This window comes from Mycobacterium sp. FW102-FHT13B02, assembly GCF_058790275.1.
Map to the genome: position 1 here is coordinate 1 of NZ_JBYTCM010000006.1, position 17,644 is coordinate 17,644.

Genomic DNA, 17,644 nt, shown 5'->3' on the forward strand with positions numbered 1-17,644 from the left:
TAACCGAAGATGACACGCCGCGACCCCACTCAAAACCCGAGTGCATCAACCACGCAACACAAAACGCAACAGCCACCCATCGCGGAAAATCGTGCACAAATCACAAAGGAGCCGGGCATGCACAAAGACACCTCGCTGCTGCGGGGCCTGCTGCTGCAGTTCGCGCTCCGCACCCTCCTGGCGGTATTCATCGGGGCGGGCCTGCTGCTACAACCACCGAACGCCAACCGCTGGCTGCACTGGGGCATCTTGGCGGGCTACGTTGCGGCGGTCACGCTATGGGGGTGGTGGGCGCAGCGCTCCGCCGATCGCCCGGACCAGCGCACCCAACGCGCGGTTTCCCTGCTCATGCTGTGCGCGGATCTGACGGTGGTGGCCGTCATCTCGGTGGATACCGGGCTGAGCTCGCCGGAGACCTGGACATCCGATGTGTTGCAGCACGGCCTGTTCCTGATCCCGTTGATCGCAGCAGCCCAGCTCGATCCCGTTGTCAGTGCCATGATCGCGATCCCGACCGTCGGCACGTTCTTCGTCGTCAACTGGATCGACCGCGAGGCCAACGGCCAGGAGCCCTGGGGCTCCATCTTGTTGCGGACGGCGATCGTGTTCGGCCTGGCGGCCGGGTCGGTCGCGCTGTCGTGGATCCAGCAATCGAAGACCAGAACCATCACGGGCCTGGCGCTCGAGCGCACCCGCCTGCTCGAAGAAGTCATCAGCCTCGAGAAGCGGGAGCGTCAATCGCTCTCCGAACGCCTGCACGACGGTGCACTGCAATACGTCCTGGTGGCCCGCCACGACATGGAGGACGTCCGCGACGGGTCGGTCGAGGGCATGGACCGCGTCGACTTCGCCCTGGCCGAGTCCTCCCGGCTGCTGCGCGACGTGGTGCGTGAACTGCACCCCGAGGTGCTGGCCCGCGCCGGCCTCAAGGCCGCGATCACCTCACTGGCCGACAGCATCGCCGCCCGCACCAGCATCGCGGTCCATCTGGATGCCGACGGCTGGCCCGACAACCTGCGCACCGATGCCGATCATCTGCTCTACAGCGCGGCCCGGGAGTTCTCGACCAACACGATCAAACACGCCCAAGCCGACAACCTGCGATTCACGCTGGCGCACAACGGAAGCCGGGCCGAGCTGCGCATCGCCGACGACGGCGTCGGCATCCCCGCGGACCGGCTCGCGCAGAGCGTCGAGGACGGTCACATCGGGTTCGCCTCGATCTGCACCAAGGTGCTCGCCACCGGCGGCGAATTCGCGGTCACGGGTTCAGCCGGGACCGTCATCTCGATCGCGGTGCCGACCAGGACCGCCGGCCGGCAATCGGTTGCCTGATCACGAGAGGACCACGCAGCTGGGGCTAGAGCACGCGGGCGGTCGGGGTGAACACCACCGGCATGGCCTCGGGGCCGCTGACGAAGTTGGCGGCACGCAGTGGCACATCCGCTCCCTCCGCCAAGCGCAGGTCGGGCAGACGCTGCAACAGCCGCTCGGTCATCAGGCGCAGCTCGAGCCGGGCCAGCTGGTTGCCCATACAGAAGTGGGTGCCGAAGCCGAAAGCCAAGTGGCTGTTGGGAGTTCGGTCGATGTGGAACTCGTTCGGGTTCTCGAACTGTTCGCCGTCGAAGTTCGCCGACTCGAACATCAGCATGACCTTCTCGTCCTTCTTCAGCTCGGTGCCGTAGAAGACGGTGTCCGCAGTCAGGGTGCGGCACATGTTCTTCACCGGGGAAGTCCAGCGCAGCATCTCCTCGATCGCGCCGGAGAGGAGACGGGGCTCCCCACTCTGGTCTTCGCGCGAGCGCTCATCCACCACGAGCCGGTCCCACTGATCGCGGTGGCGCAACAGCTGTTCGACGCCGCCGGACAGCGTGTGCCGGGTGGTCTCGTCACCGCCGATCAAGATGAGCAGGGTCTCCATGACGATCTCGTTGTCGTCCATCCGCTGGCCTTCGACCTCGGAGTTGACCAGCACGGAGAACAGATCGTCGGTGGGGTTGGCGCGCCGGTCCGCGATCACGTCCATGGTGAAAGCGGTATATGCCGCAAAGGTTTCCATCAGCATCTGGATCGACGACTCATCCAGGTGCGACGACAGCCCGCACACCAGGTCGTCGGACCACTTGAGCAGCATCTCGCGCTCGGTGGGCAGCACCCCGAGCATGTCGCCGATGACTGCCATCGGCAGCGGAGCGGCGATATCCCGGACGAAGTCGGCCTCGCCTTTCTCACAGACGTTGTCGATCAGGGCGTCGCACAGCCGCCCGATGGAGGGCACCTTGTCCATGACGCGCTTGCGGGTGAAGCCGGCGTTGACCAGCTTGCGCCGCACCAGGTGCGCCGGATCGTCCATGTCGATCATGTACGGCATGCCCGGCTGGTCGGGGCGGATGCCGCCGGCGCTGGAGAACAGCTCGGCGTTGCGCTCGGCGTCGAGCAGGGACTGGTAGGTCGTCACCGCGGCCTGTCCGGTGCGGTCCCGGAACACCGGCTCGTTGGCCCGCATCCAGCGATAGGCCTCATGCGCGGCCTCGCGGTCGGCGTAGAACCGGCCGTCGGCCAGGTCGACGTCGGGGCGGGTGATAACACTTGTCACTTGATCTCCTGAGCGTCGGCGAAGGTCATGTCTACGTTGTCAGCGGAGCCCGAGAGCATGGCGCGTTTCGGCAGGCCGAGGGCGGCCAGTTCCCGGGCGTACGGGTGGTCGCCCAGTCGCACCGTCACTCCCCCGGGCCGGTAGCGCACGCCCGACGGCCTCATCACGCCGACGGTCTCGCGGGTGACGCCGTCGAGGTGCGAATAGGTCGGGGGCGCCTGCGGTTTGGACGGCGCGGGCACCGGGAAGCCCGGCCGGAAGTCCATCCCGACGGCGAACTGGCCGTCGATGGTGACGTCGAAGGAGAACTGCTTGGCGTCGCTGATGGTGAAGTCCGCCATGACCTTCGGGTAGCCCCAGATGTTGCGGCCGGCCTCCAGCGTGAAGGCCTGGTCGACGGGCAGGTGATGAATGAAGGCGCCTGCCGACTGCAGCGCGCGCAAGCCCGAGGCGGTCGAGCCGGGCGGGTTCACCATGATGTTGGTGCCGTACTCGTGGTACTCGCCCAGGTCGCTGTCGACGTAGTGCATCAGCATCAGGACGGCCACCGCGCGCCGCGGGCGATACCGGCAGACCTGCAGGCCGCTGTAGTCGATCATGCGTTGTGCGGCGTCTGCGTCGACCGAGAACATGGCCATGTGCTGCGTGGCCCTGCGGACGCGGACCGGCATGGTGAGCACGGTGCCCGCGATGGTGTGCTGCGAGGGTGCGGACTCGGTGGCGTCTGTCACAGCACGAATCTAGAACACGTTGTAGACACTCCGCAATAAGTGTCTACTGACGCATTTGCGAACAGGCGCAAAACTGCACGTTGAAGCGCCAAACCGACAGTCTTACGCCTGTTCGCCCGGGAAACTAGACCAATTCAGCCAACTGCTTGATCTGCTCGACCGACTTGGCTCCGACGACCATCATGGTGACGCCGGAGGCCTCCCAGGCCTTGATCTGTTCCTTGACATAGTCGAGGTTCCCGACGATCGCCGAGTCGTCGACCAACTCGTCCGGAATGACCTTGGCCGCCTCGTCCTTGCGGTCGCTGCGGAACAGCTTGGTGACGTCGTCGACGACCTCCGCATAGCCCATCCGGCGGTAGACGTCGGCATGGAAGTTGGTGTCCTCAGCACCCATCCCGCCCATGTAGAGCGCCAGGTACGGCTTCATCATCTCCATGACGGCGGGCCGGTCGTCGGTGACCACCACCTGAGCCGTCGCGCAGATCTCGAACGTCTCCCGGGTGCGCCGCGCCCCCGGCCGGGCGAAGCCCTCATCGAGCCACTCGTTGTACATGCCCGCGATGCGCGGCGAGTAGAAGATCGGCAGCCAGCCGTCGGCGATCTCGGCGGCCAGCGCCACGTTCTTGGGGCCTTCGGCGCCGAGCATGATCGGGATGTCCGCGCGCAGCGGGTGGGTGATGGGCTTGAGCGGCTTGCCCAGACCCGTCGTGCCCTCACCGGACAGCGGCAACGGGTAGTGCGGGCCATCGCTGGTGACCGGGGCTTCGCGGGCCCAGACCTTGCGCAGGATGTCGATGTACTCGCGGGTGCGGGCCAGCGGCTTGGGGAATTTCTGCCCGTACCAGCCCTCGACGACCTGCGGCCCCGAAACGCCCAGGCCCAGGATGTGGCGCCCGCCGGACAGGTGATCGAGGGTCAGCGCCGCCATGGCACACGCCGTGGGTGTGCGGGCCGACATCTGGATCACCGAGGTGCCCAGGCGCATCCGGCTGGTTTCCCGGCCCCACCAGGCCAGCGGTGTGTACGCGTCCGAGCCCCAGGCTTCGGCGGTGAAGACGGTGTCGAACGCCGCTTCCTCCGCCGCGGCGACGAGTGTCGCGTGATCGGTGGGCGGCTTGGCACCCCAGTATCCGAGCTGCAAACCGAGTTTCATGAGGTCGCCTTTCCGAACGTGCTTGCCACGATTGTTAGAACCTGTTCTACTCGATGCTGTGAGCGCTAGCCAAAGCAGCCCAGCCCAGATGGCAGGCCATGAGCCGCCTCTTTCGGCCCCGCTGAAACTGTCATTCGACTACACCCGTTCAGTAGGTCCGGTCCTGAGCCAGTTCTTCACCGCGCTGCGCGGACGACGCGTCGTCGGCACCCGCGGGTCGGACGGCCGGGTACACGTACCTCCCGCCGAGTATGACCCTGTCACGTACGAGGCCCTGACCGAGGTGGTTCCGGTCGCCAGTGTCGGCACCGTGGTGTCGTGGACCTGGCAGCCCCAGCCCCTCGAAGGCCAGCCGCTGCAGCGCCCGTTCGCCTGGGCACTGATCAAGCTCGACGGCGCCGACACCCCGCTGTTGCACGCCGTTGATCTGGGCGAAGGTGCGCCCGCTGCTTCTTTGAAGGCCGGCGACCGCGTCCGTGCGCACTGGATCGACGAGCCCGTCGGCGCCATCACCGACATCGCGTACTTCGTGCCCGGCGAGGATGAAGTTGAACCGCTGCCGGCGGACGATCGTGACCCGGTGACCATGCTGGTCGTGCCGACCTCGATCGAAATCCAGCACACCGCTTCACATCCCGAGACCACGTTCCTGCGCGGCCTGCAGGAGGGCAAGCTGCTCGGTGCGCGTAGCAAGATCGGCCGTGACGGCAAGCCGGGCGCGGTGCTGTTCCCGCCCAAGGAGGCCGACCCGGCCACCGGCCTGGAACTCGACGAGTTCGTCGAGCTGGTCGACCGCGGCACTGTGACGACGTTCGCGATCATCAACATCCCGTTCGCCGGACAGCGCATCAAGCCGCCGTACGTGGCCGCCTATGTGCTGCTAGACGGCGCCGACATCCCGTTCCTGCACCTGGTCACCGAGATCGACGCGGCCGACGTCCGGATGGGTATGCGGGTGGAAGCGGTGTGGAAGCCTCGCGAGGAGTGGGGCCTGGGCATCGACAACATCTCGCACTTCAAGCCATCCGGCGAACCCGACGCCGACTACGACTCGTACAAGCACCACCTGTAAAGGGCAACAATGACTTCCAGTGAAGTAGCGGTCGTCGGGTTCGCGCATGCCCCGCATGTGCGCCGCACCGACGGCACCACCAACGGCGTCGAGATGCTGATGCCGTGTTTCGCAAAGCTGTACGCCGAGTTGGGTCTGAAGCAGACCGACATCGGCTTCTGGTGCTCCGGATCGTCGGATTACCTTGCCGGCCGGGCGTTTTCGTTCATCTCGGCGATCGACTCGATCGGCGCCATCCCGCCGATCAACGAATCGCACGTGGAGATGGACGCGGCCTGGGCGCTGTACGAGGCCTACCTCAAGATCCTGACCGGCGAGGTCGACACCGCCCTGGTCTACGGCTTCGGCAAGGGCAGCGCCGGCACTCTGCGCCGGGTGCTGGCCCTGCAGACCGACCCCTACACCGTCGCGCCGCTGTGGCCGGACGCCGTGTCGATGGCGGGCCTGCAGGCCCGCTTCGGCCTGGACGCCGGAAAGTGGACCGCCGAGCAGATGGCTCAGGTGGCGCTGGACTCCTTCGCCGCCGGCGGCCGCACCGACCGCGAAGTTGTCACGGGCAGCATCGACGACCTGTTGTCTCGGCCGTTCTTCGCCGACCCGCTACGTCGCCATGACATCGCCCCGATCACCGACGGCGCCTCCGCGATCGTGCTGGCCTCGGCCGACAAGGCCCGGGAACTGCGCGAAAACCCGGCGTGGATAACCGGTTTCGAGCACCGCATCGAGACCCCGATCCTCGGCGCGAGGGATCTGACGACCTCGTCCTCGACCGCCGCATCGGCGCACGCCGCCACCGGCGGGGACGCCGGCTCGATCGAGATCGCCGAGCTGCACGCGCCGTTCAGCCACCAGCAGTTGATCCTCGCCGAGGCGATCGGTCTCGGGGCGTCTACCAAGATCAACCCGTCGGGTGGCGCATTGGCCGCCAACCCGATGTTCTCGGCCGGCCTGGAACGCATCGGCTTCGCGGCCGAGCACATCTTCAACGGGTCGGCGAACCGCGTGCTGGCCCACGCCACCAGCGGACCCGCGCTGCAACAAAACCTGATATGCGTCCTGGCGGGCTCGTGATGAGCGCTTGCGCGAAGAACAAAGGAACTTGCTAATGGCCAAGAATCTCGCCGCCGTCCTGGGCACCGGACAGACCAAGTACGTCGCCAAGCGTCTGGACGTCTCGATGAACGGCCTTGTGCGTGAAGCGATCGACCGTGCGCTGGCCGATGCCGGGTGCACCATGGCCGACATCGACGCCGTCGTGGTCGGTAAGGCACCGGACTTCTTCGAAGGCGTCATGATGCCCGAGCTGTTCATGGCCGACGCCACCGGCGCCACCAACAAGCCGCTGATCCGCGTGCACACCGCTGGTTCGGTGGGTGGCTCGACCGCGATCGTCGCCGCCAGCCTGGTCAAGTCCGGTAAGTACCGCCGGGTGCTGACCATGGCCTGGGAGAAGCAGTCGGAGTCGAACGCCATGTGGGCGCTCTCGATTCCGGTGCCGTTCACCAAGCCCGTGGGTGCGGGCGCCGGTGGCTACTTCGCTCCGCACGTGCGGGCCTACATCCGCCGCTCGGGTGCGCCGGAGAACATCGGTGCCATCGTGGCGGTCAAGGACCGGCTCAACGGCGCCAAGAACCCGCTCGCCCACCTGCACCAGCCCGACATCACCGTCGAGAAGGTGATGGCCTCCCAGATGCTTTGGGACCCAATCCGTTTCGATGAGACCTGCCCGTCATCGGATGGCGCGGCCGCCATGGTGATCGGCAATGAGGAAATCTCCGATGCCCGCGTCGCCGAGGGACATCCGGTGGCCTGGATTCACGCCACGGCACTGCGCACCGAACCGCTGGCCTACTCGGGTCGCGACCAGGTGAACCCGCAGGCCGGCCGCGACGCCGCCGCCGCCCTGTGGCGGGATGCCGGCATCACCAGCCCGATCGACGAGATCGACTGCGCCGAGGTCTACGTGCCGTTCTCGTGGTTCGAGCCGATGTGGTTGGAGAACTTGGGGTTTGCCGCCGAAGGCGAAGGCTGGAAGCTGACCGAGGCCGGCGAGACGGCCATCGGCGGCAAGATTCCGTTCAACGCCTCCGGCGGTGTGCTGAGCTCCAATCCCATTGGTGCGTCGGGCATGATCCGGTTCGCCGAGTCGGCCATCCAGGTCATGGGCAAGGCCGGCGACCACCAGGTCGAGGGCGCCCGTAAGGCGCTGGGACACGCCTATGGCGGTGGCGCGCAGTACTACTCGATGTGGGTGGTTTCGAGCGACAAGCCGGCCAAGTAGCTGCCTGGGCCTCCGCCGTGAGCGTCGCGCCGGACCCGATCGACGAAGTCGGGTTCGGCGCGACCTTTGACGCGCCGATCGAAAAGAACAAGGATTCTCGGAAGCGGTACGCCGATATCCATATCCACTCCGGCTGGCAGGACTGACATGACAGTTTCCGACCCGAATCACCCCGCGCACCTGGCCGGCAAGCGCTCGCGCGATGCGGTGGCCGCCCGCGACAAGGAAGCCTGGCTGGCGAACTTCGCCGACGACGCCATCGTGCAGGACCCGATCGGACCGTCGTTCCTCGATCCCGAGGGCAAGGGACACCGCGGCAAGGAAGCCATCTCGGCCTTCTGGGACAAGGCGATCGCGCCCACCGACAAGCTCGTGTTCAACTTCCTGACCACGTACCAGTGCGGTGACGAGGAAGCCAACGTCGGCAGCATCGTGACCACCATCGCCGGGCACGACTTCACCACCGAAGGCGTCTTCACCTACCGGGTGAACGAGGCCGGCCAGATGTCGGCGCTACGTGCCTTCTGGGAAGCGCCGCGTTCGTCGTAATTTTCTAGAACGTCCAGGAGCCGGTGGGCTGCAGGACGAAGCCGTGGCCGCCGTCGGTGGTATCGATGCAGGCGGTGACGCCACCCGGCGCGACCCCGCACGTGATCGTCGTGAGCGTCACTTTCTCGCCTGGCGCCAGTAACGCGGCGCCGGCGAGATCGGTCGGGTAGTCGCCCCGGTACTTGCTGATCGTGCCCTCGTTGGCCGCATGCACCTGTGCGATCCCGAATTCTCGGGGCGCCTTGGCATTGGGATCGGCGGTGACGGCCAGACCTGCCGTTCCCGGCACTGGCCCGTAGCACCGCACCATCGGCGCCACCCCGCCCAGCGCGCTCACGAGGCACGCCAGCCCGTCGGGCGTGGAGAACTTCACCACCTGCTGATCTGTGCGCTGATAGGTCGCCAGATGGGTGGCGGTGACGACGTCGAAGCCCGCGAAATCCGGAAAATTGGGTGGTGGCGCGGCGTGCGCGAGCGGGGCCGCGAGCATCACCGAAATACCAGCCAGGACGAAGAACGGCAGCTTCATGCGCCCAGTCTTGGCCGAACGCCGGCGCCGATGTCAGATTTCCGCGAAATCCGGACTGAAAGCCCTAAACCTCTTCCAGCCCCGCCAGATAGCGCTCGGCCAACTCGCGGTAGGCCTGCGGGTTTGTGTTGACCCACGTCTCGGCGCCGGTCCCGGCGATCGGGCCGCGAATCTTGGCCGGCGAGCCAACGACCAGTACCTCGTCGGGGATCTTGGTGCCGGCGACCACCAGCGAGTGGGCTGCGACCAGGCTCCGCCGACCGATCACCGCGCCGTCGAGGATGGTGCTGTTGTTGGCGATCAGCGCTTCGGCACCGACGTGTGCACCGTGCACGACGCACAGGTGGGCGATGGTCGCGCCGGGCCCGATATCGACCGGGATGCCGGGAGGGGCGTGCAGCACGGACCCGTCCTGCACGTTTGCGCCGTTGCGGATGACGACGGGCGCGTAATCCGCACGCAGAACCGCGTTGAACCACACCGACGCACCGGCCTCGACACGGACATCGCCGATCAGGACGGCGGTGGGTGCGATGAAGGCCGTGGGGTCGACGGCCGGGCTTCGGCCCTCGAAGGAGTAAAGCGGCATGGTCAAAACCTACCCCGTCGCTTCGCTCGGCCTCGCGATACACCGCAGGTGGGGACGCTTGCATTGCGCTGCACCGAGGAAAAACTGTAACGTGTTCTAGTTACTAGGCACAGATTGGGAGGCCAAGGTGAGCACCGAAACCGCGGGGGTTCGCGAGATCGATACCGGCGCGCTGCCGGACCGCTTTGCCCGTGGGTGGCACTGCGTGGGTCCTGTGAAGAACTTCCTGGACGGCAAGCCGCACTCGTTCGAGGCATTCGGCACCAAGCTGGTGGTGTTCGCGGACTCGAAAGGTGACCTGAAGATCCTGGACGGCTACTGCCGCCACATGGGCGGGGACCTGTCCCAGGGCACCATCAAGGGTGACGCCGTCGCGTGCCCGTTCCACGACTGGCGCTGGGGCGGCGACGGCAAGTGCCAGCTGGTGCCCTACGCCAAGCGCACCCCGCGACTGGCCCGCACCCGTGCCTGGCAGACCGACGTCCGCGGCGGCCTGCTCTTCGTGTGGCACGACCACGAAGGCAACGCGCCGACCGAAGAGGTGCGGATCCCCGAGATCCCCGAATTCCACAGTGACAACTGGACGGACTGGCAGTGGAACTCGATGCTGATCGAGGGCAGCAACTGCCGCGAGATCATCGACAACGTCACTGACATGGCGCACTTCTTCTACATCCACTACGGCCTGCCGACGTATTTCAAGAACGTCTTCGAGGGCCACATCGCCAGCCAGTACCTGCACAACGTGGGCCGGCCGGACATCGGCGGCATGGGCACCCAGTACGGCGAGGCGCACCTCGACTCGGAGGCCTCGTACTTCGGGCCGTCGTTCATGATCAACTGGCTGCACAACAACTACGGCGGCTACAAGGCCGAGTCGATCCTGATCAACTGCCACTACCCGGTCAGCCAGGACGCGTTCGTGCTGCAGTGGGGCGTCATCGTCGAAAAGCCCAAGGGCATGGACGAGAAGACCACCCAGAAGCTGGCCGACGCGATGACCGACGGTGTCAGCAAGGGCTTCCTGCAGGACGTCGAGATCTGGAAGCACAAGACCCGGATCGACAACCCGCTCCTGGTCGAGGAAGACGGCGCCGTCTACCAGATGCGTCGTTGGTACCAGCAGTTCTACGTCGACGTCGCCGACATCACGCCGGACATGACGGATCGCTTCGAGCTGGAGATCGACACCACGGTTGCCAACGAGAAGTGGCAGGGCGAGGTCGCCGAGAATCTGCGTCAGCAGGCCGAGGCCAAGGAATCCGCGGAGCAGTCCAGCTGATGTCCCAGCACGACGAACGGACCCAGGCGCCCGACGCAGAGCGCCTGGCCCGTTCGATGCTGCAGCTGATGGGTCATGGTGAAGAACACGATGACCACGCGCATCCACCGTCTGGCGCGCCGGCGAGCGGATCTTGGTCCAAGGCACCGGATTTCGCCGGCGATCCGGCGCGGCTGGCCGCGGTTCGCGAGGCCACCGCGGCTGATCGTGAGCGGTACCTGACCTCCGGACTGGTCTCGGTGGACTGCCGGTTCTGTCACTCGACGGTGTCGGTCAAGAAGCTCGGCCCGGAACACACTGCGGTGCAGTGGAATTCGGCGGCAACGGAGCGGTGCGCCTACTTCAGCGAGATTCGCGCCGGGGGCGGCGACCCCAGCCGCAGCCGCTCGTGCCCGAAGATGTCCGACAGCATCAAGCATGCGGTCGCCGAGGGGTGCCTGGAGGAGTTCTCCACCGCCCCCTCCCCCGGCGACGGCTAGGCCACCCACAGCGAAAGCCCCCTAAATCGGTTGATTTAGGGGGCTTTCGCGACTGATCGGCAGTTACAGGTTGGCGAAGCGCTCCTTGACCTGTTCCTCGGTCAGCCCGTAGTCGGACAGCGAGTAGGTGTGCTTCGGCGCCCGCGGGCCCTTCTGGGTCTGGGCGTGGCTCTCGGTCATGGCCTGCCGTGCGGCATCGGTGAACTCGATGCCGAACGTGCGGTAGATGCCCTCGACGGCACCGACCGGGTCCTTGATGAACTCGAAGTAGTCGACGTCGCAGAACTGCTTCGGGTCATGCTTGGCCCGCTCGGCGTTGAACAGCTCCAGGCCCCGCGACCACGTTTCCATCGAGTCGTCGCCGATCACCTTGCCGGTGAACGTGTTCGACCAGCCGGCCGTGGTGTGCTGCGCGAGCGAGCACATCGACGCCATGATGGTCTCCGCCGGCCGGTGGCACTGCACGACGAGCGCATCCGGATAGACCTTCAACAGCGCCTCCAGCGCGAACAGGTGGCTCGGATTCTTGAGCACCCAACGCTTTTCGGGCTCATTCAACCCGATCAGCTGCAGATTCTGCCGGTGCCGCTGATAGGACTTGGTCCAGTCCTGCCGAGCCAGCCACTGGGCGTATGACGGGACGTGCGCCAGCGTCTCGTAGGACACCGAGTGCAGGGATTGACGCAACAGCTGCCAGCATTCCTCGACCTCGTCAGCAGTCATGAAATGCAGCCCGGTGTAGTCCGGGTTCTCTTCATGCGCCTGCTTGAAACGGGCATCGAGCGCGGAGAAAACCGGGTTGTCGGCCCAGGTTTCGCGTGGCGGCCGCGGCTGCGGGAACTCGGCCAGCCACATCTCCAGGCCCTGATGCGCGGGGTCTGCCGTCAGCAGCCGGTGGATCACCGTGGTGCCGGTGCGCGGCAGGCCGGTGACGAAGATGGGCCGCTCGATCGGCACGTCGGCGTGCTGCGGGTACTGCTTGAACGCGGCGTTGGACACCAGCCGGGCCACCAGCGCGTTGCGGGTGAAGAACCGCTGCATCTTGCTGCCGAGCTCGGTCAGGTCGGCCTCGCGCTGGTACGAATCCAGCAGCACGCCAAGGGCTTCCAGGTAGTTGTCGTCGTCCCCACCGAAGTCGTCGAGGCCGCAGGCCTTGACGGCCGAGGCGTGCAGATCCTCGATGGTGCCTACGTTGGTGCGCGCCGTGCTCATTGCTCGACTCCTCCTCGCTCCGGTCCTCGCTCGTCCCTCGCTGCGATCCTCACTTGTCGTCGCCTTCGCGGGCTCATGCCTTGTACTCCCCGCAGTTCACGTCCAGCGACTGGCCGGTGATGCCGCTGGACAAGTCGCTGGACAGGAACAGGATGGCCGAGGCCACCTCATCCTCGGTCGGCAGTCGCTTGAGATCGGAGCCGGCGGCCGATGCCGCGTAGATCTGCTCGACGGTGGTGCCGTACTTCTGCGCCTGGTGGCTGAAGTAGCCTTCCAGGGTTTCGCCCCAAATGTAGCCGGGCATCACGGAGTTCACCCGAATGCCCTTCTCGCCCAGCTCGGTCGAGAGGGTCTGGGACATGGCCAGCAGGGCCGACTTCGCCATCTTGTAGGCGCCGTACTTGGCCTGCGAGTGCCGCACGACCATCGAGTTCACGTTCACCACAGCACCTTTGGCGGCTTCCAGCGCCGGGGTGAAGCCCTGCGTCATGCGCAGCGCGCCGAACACCGTCAGCTCGATCGCATCGCGCATGTGCTCAAAAGTGGTGTTGGCGAACGGCTTCATGGACGGCACCCGAAACGCGTTGTTGATCAGCACGTCAGCCTTGCCGAACTCCTCCAAGGTGCGGGCCACCACATTGGCGACCTGCTGCTCGTCGGTAATGTCGGTGCCCACCGCCAGTGCGCGGCGGCCGAGCGCCGTCACCTCTTTGGCGACGTCCTCGAGACGCTCCACCGTGCGGGCGGCCAGGACCACGTCCGCGCCGTTCTCGGCACATCGGCGGGCCAGCGTCTTCCCGAGTCCAGGTCCGACACCGCTGATCACCACTACCTTGCTTGTCAGCAGCCCGCTCACGGTCAGCCCACCATCCTTTCGCCAATCAGCTTTTGCCGCAGCGCAATCCGCGCGCGCCAGTCCTCGTCCGAAATCTTGTTGCTCTCATAGAACGGCAGCTTCGACGCCACCTCATCGAGGTCGACGACCTCGCACGTCGGCCCGTCCTCGGCCGTCAGCTCGCGGGACACCCGCTGCCAGCGGAACTGTAGGTAGCCCTTGGCGTGGCCCAACGTCTCGCACCAGTTGGCCACGCCAGGGTTGTTCTCGGACACCACGATCCGGATCTTGCCGTCCGGATCCGCCTGCGCCTGAGTGCCGTTCAGCGACGTCTGGTGGTTGATGTAGTCCAGCGAGATGTACCAGAGGCTGCCCAGCTGGAAGCCCAGGTACGGCGCGTCCGACACCGGCAGGGTGATGACCATGGCCTGGTCCGGCGTCATCTCATAGTGCCCGACGGCGGAGTACTGCGTGGCCAGCCCACCCGGGGTCAGCCGCGGCGCGGTCAGGGTGTTGACCGGCAGGTTGTCGTAGAACCACTTCGGGAACTGCAGCCAGGTCTTGACGCGCTGCACCAGCTGCTTCCCGGCGACGGCGTACCGCTTTTCGATGAGCTCACGGGTCAGCGGCTCCGGCGCGGTGCCCGCGGTGTCGGTGCGGGAGATGGCGAAGCAACCACGCTGCGCCGACCAGTCGTTGTAGACCTCGCGGATTACCAACTGTGCCGGCGTGGCCGGTGTGAACCGCCACTCGAATGTGCCGTCCTCGGCGATGTCGAGCTTGCGATCGTCGAACGCGGTCTCGCTGTCCGGCACGTTGGCGTCGGTGTACTCGCCTCCGAGCAGCTGGAAGCTGACGTCGGTGGTGGTGCCGCGCCGCCCGGTGACGACGTATTCATGGCCGGCCTGCACGCGGGTGCCGAAGTACATGGTGTCGGGATTGTCCAGGCCCATCTTCTCGAACGGGCCGGTGCCACTGTGCAGGAACGGGTGGTCCTTGTCGAAGTCGAACGCGACGTGCGTGCACGACGCGATACAGCCGGCGAGGTACTGCAGGCCTTCGAGCAGGTCGGCCTCGGTTTCGATGAACGGCGCCGCGGCAACGAGGCGCTCGGCCTCGGCGACGGCATCGACGAACGACTGCGAGAACATACGGCGCACCCTTCCGTTCCAATATTGGAACGCATCGGTAGATATTCCGACTGAAGAGTAGAACGTGTTGCAGTCGCCGTCAATGCCGCAGGACGCCCACCGCAGGCCGTCACCGACCGGCCGCGCGCTCTTCAACCGCCGCAGTCAGCACGGCGATGTGCCGCCGCTCGACGTGCCACTTCACGACCGACCACACCGCGAGCGCGGCCAGTACAGCGGCGATCACCAGATGCGCCGTCGTCGGCACCCGCAGCGCCGGCACCAGCCCGAAAACCACCAGCGGCGCCACGGCACCGATGCGCTGAAGGTTCAGCGTGCGACTGCGTGCCAGCCACCCGCGCCACGCCGCCGGTTCGATGCGCGCCGGTAGCCGGCCGGACCTCAGCGCAGCCGCGAACTCGCCGTACTGCGCGGCCGAGCCATAATCCCGGCGCAGCAGGTGTTCACCCCAGAACGCCGCGAACACCATCGCCACAGACACGACGGCGGCCGTCGTCAGTACGACATGCGACGACGGTCCGGCCGGGTAATAGATCGCCGCCACCAGCGCGGCCACGGCCAGACCGAGGGCGGCGTTCGCGCCGATGCGCACTGCGGCAGGCAGCTGGTACCAATTGGTCGAAGTGGTCATTGTTGCTCCTCTGTCGAAGCGGGCCGATCTGAACCCGCACAGGTAAGAGGCGCGCTCGGCGGGGATGGGACACTTTTTCGCGCGACGGTGTGGAAGACGCGCCGGCCTGCGGAGAGCAGCCCGCCGTCACGGTCCATATTTGGACCGATGTCGTACATTCCTTGCCATGACTGACACCGGTCGCGCGTCGCCGCCCACCGCCCGCGTCGTGGCGGTGCTGGACTTCCTGGCCAGTCACCCCCAGGAACAGTTCGGGCTGTCCGAGCTGGCGCGCCGGCTCAACCTCAGCAAGCCCACCTGTCTGGGCATCGTCACCACACTCGCCGACGCCGGCTATCTGGTGCGCGATGCGGCCGAGAAGACCTACCGGCTGGGGCCGCGGTTGATCACTCTTGGCCACACCGCGCAGGAGTCCATGCGGATCAGTCCGGCCGCACGGGCAGAGCTGCGCCGGCTCTCCGAGGCGTTCAATGCCACAGCGGCACTGTCGGCAGTGGTCGACGACCGCATCACGCTGCTGGAACTCGTTGCACCGCACGGCAGTCCGGAGCCGGTGCAGGTCGGGCAGAGCTATCCGTTCGCCCCACCGGTCGGCCTCATGTTCGTGCTGTGGGACGAACGCGCGGTGCGCGACTGGTTGGCCAAGGAGCCGACGATTCCGCTGCGCACCGACAGCGCGCGGCTGGAGCGGGTGATCGCCGAGTGCCGCGAATCGGGCTATCTCGTGGAACGACTGACACCGGGCGGGCGGCGGCTGTACGCCATGATGGCCGGCATGTCGAGCAACCTGCCCGACGAACTACGGGTGCTGCTGGGCGAACTCGTCTCCGACATCGGCGAACGGGTGTACCTGCCGAGCGAGGCCAGTGGGCGGACCAAGCACGACATCAGCGTCATCGCCGCGCCGGTGTTCGACCATCACCAACGACAGGCCATGGTGCTGTCGCTGCAGATCGGTCGTGCGCTGACCGACGCCGAGATCGGTAAACGGGCTCGTGGGCTGGTAGCCGCGGCTGCGACGCTCACGGCGCAGCTCGGTGGCTCCCAGCCCGGCCGAACGTGAGCTTGTGTGCGAAATCCATTGCCGGATTGACACATTCGCTCACGTTCGGCGGGTGATCACTAAACCCCGTTGAGGACGGCCAGCGCGTCGGTCGGCGCGACCTGCAGGCCGCAGCGGTCCTTGAACGCGGCCAGCGGAGCCTGGATGCCGCGCAGCGCGTCGGCCTGGTCCGGGTGCTCCTTGAAGTAACTGTCGAACTGGTTCATGGCGGTGAACGCCGGCTGGCGGGTGGCATCGAGCAGCGAGCTGTCGGCATCCGGGTGCGCGGCGAAGTAGTCCGACAGCTGCAGGGTGACCGAGCTGATGGTCTTGGCCAGCGTCGCGGTGCTGCAGTCGGCGACGGTGGCGGCCGGGGCCACAGTGGTCGTGGTGGTCGGGGACGTCGGGCTCACGGGATCAGCGTGCACCTGGGGGGTGGCCAGCGCTGCGCAGGCGGCTCCCAGGGCAATGAAGCCGAGAGTGGAACGGCCGAAAGTAACGGCACGAGTCATGGAGTCCTCCTTGGTTCCGGCCGCATCGATCTACCCCGGCCTCTGGAGGTACTTCGCTCACTACGGTGCTGGTGTTACGCAAGCGGACAAAATTGCAGTTCATCAGGACTCGCCGAGGGCAATGGCAGCCCCGTCGTCTTAGCTCCACACAGCCCGCGGGAACAGCCACCACAGCCGCCGCATCCCCAGCCCATCCGCCAGGCCTTGCGAGTCGAGTTTGCTGATAGTTAATACAGCCGTCATGAAAATCGCCGTCGACGTTCTATGCTGATGGCCCGTGCGGACAGCTTTCCACGAGCAACTCGACGCTCTCAACGACCGTATCGCCGGATTGTGCGAACTCGCTGCGACAACGATGCAGCTGGCCACCGGCGCATTACTGCACGCTGACGTGGAAGCGGCCGAACAGGTTCTCGATCGCCAGCACGAGATCGATCACGGTGCCGCTGCCCTGGAAGCGGAGGCCTTCACGATCCTGGCCCGCCAGGCTCCGGTGGCCCGTGACCTGCGCGCCGTCGTGAGCACGTTGCGAACCGTGGCCGATCTCCAGCGCATGGGGGCCTTGGCAGCGCACATCGCCCAGATCGGGCGCCGTCACCACCCTGAGGCTGCCGTACCCGCCGAAGTGCGCGGCCACTTCACCGAGATGGGCCGCATCGCCGCGGAATTGGCTTTTGAGGCGAAACATATTGTGCTCGAAGAAGATTCGGAAAGAGCGGCACAGCTCGGCACCGAGGACGAAGCGATGGACGCCATTCACAAGCGCCTGTTCGCCATTGTGATGCACCCGGACTGGCGCCACGGCACGGCCGCTGCGGTGGAGGTCACGCTGCTCAGCCGTTACTTCGAACGCTTTGCCGACCACGTGGTCGAGATCGCGGACCGCATCATCTACCAGACCACCGGCACCCGGCCGAATTGACGCCAACCACACCGGAGAAGCCCGTCAAAGCCACTGGTCAGGGCACTTGAGGCCGGAGGATATTCGTTTCCCGGA

General features: G+C 66.3%; 20 protein-coding genes. 10 read left to right on the forward strand and 10 right to left on the reverse strand.

What is annotated here, in order from left to right; translation table 11 throughout:
• Positions 1 to 117 precede the first annotated feature (117 nt).
• Complete coding sequence (locus AC3WTE_RS12145) at positions 118 to 1,335, forward strand: sensor histidine kinase (protein ID WP_492437742.1); 1,218 nt, start codon at positions 118 to 120, stop codon at positions 1,333 to 1,335.
• Positions 1,336 to 1,360: 25 nt separating this feature from the next.
• On the opposite strand, the gene AC3WTE_RS12150 is transcribed toward AC3WTE_RS12145, so the two are convergent.
• From AC3WTE_RS12150 to AC3WTE_RS12160, 3 genes are all read right to left on the reverse strand, one after another.
• Positions 1,361 to 2,596, reverse strand: a complete 1,236-nt coding sequence (locus tag AC3WTE_RS12150) for a cytochrome P450 (protein ID WP_492437744.1) — start codon at positions 2,594 to 2,596, stop codon at positions 1,361 to 1,363.
• The gene (locus AC3WTE_RS12155; RefSeq protein ID WP_492438246.1) at positions 2,593 to 3,267 is read right to left on the reverse strand and encodes an acetoacetate decarboxylase family protein; all 675 of its coding nucleotides are present in this window, start codon (positions 3,265 to 3,267) and stop codon (positions 2,593 to 2,595) included. Before AC3WTE_RS12155 ends, AC3WTE_RS12150 begins: the two co-directional genes overlap by 4 nt.
• 184 nt (positions 3,268 to 3,451) lie before the next feature.
• Positions 3,452 to 4,483, reverse strand: a complete 1,032-nt coding sequence (locus AC3WTE_RS12160; protein WP_492437745.1) for an LLM class F420-dependent oxidoreductase — start codon at positions 4,481 to 4,483, stop codon at positions 3,452 to 3,454.
• A gap of 58 nt (positions 4,484 to 4,541) precedes the next feature.
• Here AC3WTE_RS12160 and AC3WTE_RS12165 point away from each other — a divergent pair, with 58 nt between their 5' ends.
• Genes AC3WTE_RS12165 through AC3WTE_RS12185 form a run of 5 tightly spaced genes read left to right on the forward strand, consistent with a single transcriptional unit; the run spans position 4,542 to position 8,385 of the window.
• On the forward strand, positions 4,542 to 5,555 hold the full coding sequence (locus tag AC3WTE_RS12165) for a Zn-ribbon domain-containing OB-fold protein (RefSeq protein ID WP_492437746.1): 1,014 nt from the start codon (positions 4,542 to 4,544) through the stop codon (positions 5,553 to 5,555).
• Between the two features lie 9 nt (positions 5,556 to 5,564).
• Positions 5,565 to 6,626 (forward strand): thiolase family protein, encoded by a 1,062-nt coding sequence (locus AC3WTE_RS12170; protein ID WP_492437748.1) that lies wholly within the window; start codon positions 5,565 to 5,567, stop codon positions 6,624 to 6,626.
• Positions 6,627 to 6,660: 34 nt separating this feature from the next.
• Positions 6,661 to 7,836, forward strand: a complete 1,176-nt coding sequence (locus AC3WTE_RS12175; RefSeq protein WP_459367042.1) for a thiolase family protein — start codon at positions 6,661 to 6,663, stop codon at positions 7,834 to 7,836.
• 17 nt (positions 7,837 to 7,853) lie between these two features.
• The gene (locus AC3WTE_RS12180) at positions 7,854 to 7,982 is read left to right on the forward strand and encodes a hypothetical protein (protein ID WP_492437750.1); all 129 of its coding nucleotides are present in this window, start codon (positions 7,854 to 7,856) and stop codon (positions 7,980 to 7,982) included.
• Position 7,983: 1 nt separating this feature from the next.
• A complete protein-coding gene (locus tag AC3WTE_RS12185; protein ID WP_492437752.1) occupies positions 7,984 to 8,385 on the forward strand; it encodes a nuclear transport factor 2 family protein in 402 nt (133 codons plus the stop codon).
• A gap of 4 nt (positions 8,386 to 8,389) precedes the next feature.
• On the opposite strand, the gene AC3WTE_RS12190 is transcribed toward AC3WTE_RS12185, so the two are convergent.
• Both AC3WTE_RS12190 and AC3WTE_RS12195 read right to left on the reverse strand, forming a co-directional pair.
• A complete protein-coding gene (locus AC3WTE_RS12190; protein WP_492437753.1) occupies positions 8,390 to 8,914 on the reverse strand; it encodes a hypothetical protein in 525 nt (174 codons plus the stop codon).
• A gap of 64 nt (positions 8,915 to 8,978) precedes the next feature.
• Positions 8,979 to 9,503 (reverse strand): gamma carbonic anhydrase family protein, encoded by a 525-nt coding sequence (locus AC3WTE_RS12195; RefSeq protein ID WP_492437755.1) that lies wholly within the window; start codon positions 9,501 to 9,503, stop codon positions 8,979 to 8,981.
• A 127-nt stretch (positions 9,504 to 9,630) separates the two neighbouring features.
• Between AC3WTE_RS12195 and AC3WTE_RS12200 the strand changes: the two genes are divergently transcribed.
• Both AC3WTE_RS12200 and AC3WTE_RS12205 read left to right on the forward strand, forming a co-directional pair.
• Positions 9,631 to 10,785 (forward strand): 3-ketosteroid-9-alpha-monooxygenase, oxygenase component, encoded by a 1,155-nt coding sequence (locus AC3WTE_RS12200; RefSeq protein ID WP_492437757.1) that lies wholly within the window; start codon positions 9,631 to 9,633, stop codon positions 10,783 to 10,785.
• Entirely contained in the window at positions 10,785 to 11,264 is a 480-nt protein-coding gene (locus tag AC3WTE_RS12205; RefSeq protein ID WP_492437759.1) for a hypothetical protein, read from the forward strand. The genes AC3WTE_RS12200 and AC3WTE_RS12205 overlap by 1 nt, the downstream gene beginning before the upstream one ends.
• A gap of 63 nt (positions 11,265 to 11,327) precedes the next feature.
• Here AC3WTE_RS12205 and AC3WTE_RS12210 read toward each other — a convergent pair whose 3' ends face one another.
• From AC3WTE_RS12210 to AC3WTE_RS12225, 4 genes are all read right to left on the reverse strand, one after another.
• Complete coding sequence (locus tag AC3WTE_RS12210; protein WP_492437761.1) at positions 11,328 to 12,476, reverse strand: sulfotransferase family protein; 1,149 nt, start codon at positions 12,474 to 12,476, stop codon at positions 11,328 to 11,330.
• A gap of 73 nt (positions 12,477 to 12,549) precedes the next feature.
• On the reverse strand, positions 12,550 to 13,332 hold the full coding sequence (locus AC3WTE_RS12215; protein ID WP_492437763.1) for an SDR family oxidoreductase: 783 nt from the start codon (positions 13,330 to 13,332) through the stop codon (positions 12,550 to 12,552).
• Positions 13,333 to 13,334: 2 nt separating this feature from the next.
• A complete protein-coding gene (locus tag AC3WTE_RS12220) occupies positions 13,335 to 14,462 on the reverse strand; it encodes a hypothetical protein (protein ID WP_492437764.1) in 1,128 nt (375 codons plus the stop codon).
• Positions 14,463 to 14,571: 109 nt separating this feature from the next.
• Entirely contained in the window at positions 14,572 to 15,093 is a 522-nt protein-coding gene (locus AC3WTE_RS12225) for a hypothetical protein (protein WP_492437766.1), read from the reverse strand.
• 166 nt (positions 15,094 to 15,259) lie between these two features.
• On the opposite strand from AC3WTE_RS12225, the gene AC3WTE_RS12230 reads away from it, so the two are divergent.
• Positions 15,260 to 16,156, forward strand: a complete 897-nt coding sequence (locus AC3WTE_RS12230; RefSeq protein WP_492437768.1) for an IclR family transcriptional regulator — start codon at positions 15,260 to 15,262, stop codon at positions 16,154 to 16,156.
• 59 nt (positions 16,157 to 16,215) lie between these two features.
• Here AC3WTE_RS12230 and AC3WTE_RS12235 read toward each other — a convergent pair whose 3' ends face one another.
• On the reverse strand, positions 16,216 to 16,647 hold the full coding sequence (locus AC3WTE_RS12235) for a hemophore-related protein (RefSeq protein ID WP_492437770.1): 432 nt from the start codon (positions 16,645 to 16,647) through the stop codon (positions 16,216 to 16,218).
• Positions 16,648 to 16,924: 277 nt separating this feature from the next.
• Between AC3WTE_RS12235 and phoU the strand changes: the two genes are divergently transcribed.
• Positions 16,925 to 17,569 carry a phosphate signaling complex protein PhoU gene (gene phoU, locus AC3WTE_RS12240; RefSeq protein ID WP_492437772.1) on the forward strand — a complete coding sequence of 215 codons (645 nt, stop codon included), beginning with the start codon at positions 16,925 to 16,927 and terminating at the stop codon, positions 17,567 to 17,569.
• The last annotated feature ends 75 nt before the right edge of the window (positions 17,570 to 17,644 follow it).

Coding starts and splice junctions, on each gene's coding strand:
- AC3WTE_RS12145 (WP_492437742.1), top strand. CDS start 118: ATGCACAAAGACACCTCGCTGCTGCGGGGCCTGCTGCTGCAGTTCGCG.
- AC3WTE_RS12155 (WP_492438246.1), bottom strand. CDS start 3,267: ATGCCGGTCCGCGTCCGCAGGGCCACGCAGCACATGGCCATGTTCTCG.
- AC3WTE_RS12160 (WP_492437745.1), bottom strand. CDS start 4,483: ATGAAACTCGGTTTGCAGCTCGGATACTGGGGTGCCAAGCCGCCCACC.
- AC3WTE_RS12170 (WP_492437748.1), top strand. CDS start 5,565: ATGACTTCCAGTGAAGTAGCGGTCGTCGGGTTCGCGCATGCCCCGCAT.
- AC3WTE_RS12175 (WP_459367042.1), top strand. CDS start 6,661: ATGGCCAAGAATCTCGCCGCCGTCCTGGGCACCGGACAGACCAAGTAC.
- AC3WTE_RS12185 (WP_492437752.1), top strand. CDS start 7,984: ATGACAGTTTCCGACCCGAATCACCCCGCGCACCTGGCCGGCAAGCGC.
- AC3WTE_RS12190 (WP_492437753.1), bottom strand. CDS start 8,914: ATGAAGCTGCCGTTCTTCGTCCTGGCTGGTATTTCGGTGATGCTCGCG.
- AC3WTE_RS12195 (WP_492437755.1), bottom strand. CDS start 9,503: ATGCCGCTTTACTCCTTCGAGGGCCGAAGCCCGGCCGTCGACCCCACG.
- AC3WTE_RS12205 (WP_492437759.1), top strand. CDS start 10,785: ATGTCCCAGCACGACGAACGGACCCAGGCGCCCGACGCAGAGCGCCTG.
- AC3WTE_RS12210 (WP_492437761.1), bottom strand. CDS start 12,476: ATGAGCACGGCGCGCACCAACGTAGGCACCATCGAGGATCTGCACGCC.
- AC3WTE_RS12220 (WP_492437764.1), bottom strand. CDS start 14,462: ATGTTCTCGCAGTCGTTCGTCGATGCCGTCGCCGAGGCCGAGCGCCTC.
- AC3WTE_RS12225 (WP_492437766.1), bottom strand. CDS start 15,093: ATGACCACTTCGACCAATTGGTACCAGCTGCCTGCCGCAGTGCGCATC.
- AC3WTE_RS12230 (WP_492437768.1), top strand. CDS start 15,260: ATGACTGACACCGGTCGCGCGTCGCCGCCCACCGCCCGCGTCGTGGCG.
- AC3WTE_RS12235 (WP_492437770.1), bottom strand. CDS start 16,647: ATGACTCGTGCCGTTACTTTCGGCCGTTCCACTCTCGGCTTCATTGCC.